Here is a 1,625-nt window from a genome sequence, read left to right on the forward strand (position 1 = left end):
TTCCTGTATTGCCATCTACGGCTTTGCTGCCGTCATAGGCGCTGCTATAGTTACTACTGGTAAGTGTAGGCTTATACCTTGCTATGTTCTGTGCACTTACCACATGGGATGCCAGGCACATGCAAACCAGTGCCAGACATAAGTTTAAAAGTCGGTTTTTGTTTTTCATAATTATTGGCTTTAGTTGGTTATATATTTTGGTAAATCAAACGCTAATAGTGTATGAAGCGAAGTTTTTCAGAATGGCCACCGCTCTCAACATGAATGATATAAATTCCCGGTCTGAGTCTCTCGATACTCAATGACTCCACGTGAGGATCAGCAGTCGTCCACTCCCTTGTTATTAATTCTTTGCCATGCAAGTCTGAAATTGACAGCCTTGTTCTAAATTTTGATCCGTCAAGCTTTACGTTCAGCATATCCCCTGCCGGCACCGGATAGATTGAAAAAAGGTGAGTCCTACCCGGATCAACAGTAGAAGAATTGTCAGAAATAAGAGATTGCTTATTCCGCCGGGCCGACTCTGATGCAGTACTTACACCTCTGTAACTATACCATGCAGGCCGGGGATTATGATCCAGGTCTACCAGTCCGTAACTTTCGCTATACGGATTCCAATGTGTGCGATCATCCCAGGCAAACCAGAAAGCCACTTCTACTATAGGTTTATTACCATCCTTCAGTGTTTTAAATAAATTGTAGCAGTTTGCCAGGTACTGCGCCTGCGCCTGCTGATCATTATTCACCTGCTGATAGGCAATACCAAATTCTGTCAGCCATATCTGGCGCCCGGCAGTGTGCTGATAAAATTCATTGATCGCCTGGTCCATGTTTCCGTGTGCAGGCCAGCCAATCCCTCCTGCAACAGCCTGATACGGGTGTAAGGCTGCTTTATCAAAATAAACAACTCCGTTCCAGTAGCTTTTTACATTATCCAGATATTGGCCACCGGAAACAGCTCCTGAAGCCAGGCCTGCCGATATTACAATGGGCGGGTCAGGCAGGGTCTTCACTTTGATAAAGGCTTCTTTTAGCAGAGCGGCATATTGATATTCGGGAATATGAAATTGCGGTATGTCCGGCTCATTACCAATCTGAACAGCAGAGATCCAAGGGTTTTGACTAACAATCCGATACACTTCATTGGCAAAGTGAACCACATAGTCATTCCAGCTCATGGAACCTTGCGGTATGGTTTCACTATTGAAAATCACCAACCATTTCACGTTGCTCTGTGCTTCCACCGGTGGTGTAAAACCAGCTTCATACATAATAGAGCGTACCCATTTTACACCCAGGTCAGCATATTCCCTGGCCGGAGGGTCCTGACCGGTAGCTATCGGATTAGCATTGACACATAGGCCGTATAGATCATCATTGTTACTGCCACACTGGCTCACTGTAAAAGGTTGGCCACTGGTATGTGTACTCCCATTCCATATTCTCCAATAGTAGGTCTTACCGGGCTGAAGAGCCAATGTTTGAGCGCAATTGTAATACCATATACAAAGTCCACTGCTGCTGGTAGCTGTCACATTATCTATCGGTTTGTGAAATGTTCTTGTATCGGCAGGGAAGCTACTGTTCTCGGAAACATCTATCCACCAGCCTGAGCCGCTGCCCGA

Annotated in this window: 1 protein-coding gene; it reads right to left on the reverse strand. The window is 45.5% G+C overall.

Translation table 11 applies throughout. The features are described 5' to 3' along the window. Window positions 1-212: 212 nt before the first annotated feature. Window positions 213-1,625 (reverse strand): T9SS type A sorting domain-containing protein (locus tag C900_RS27845; RefSeq protein ID WP_040497739.1); only part of this gene is annotated, 1,413 nt, incomplete at its 5' end.

Origin of the sequence: Fulvivirga imtechensis AK7 (assembly GCF_000331535.1) — a bacterium.
Classification (GTDB): Bacteria; Bacteroidota; Bacteroidia; order Cytophagales; family Cyclobacteriaceae; genus Fulvivirga; species Fulvivirga imtechensis.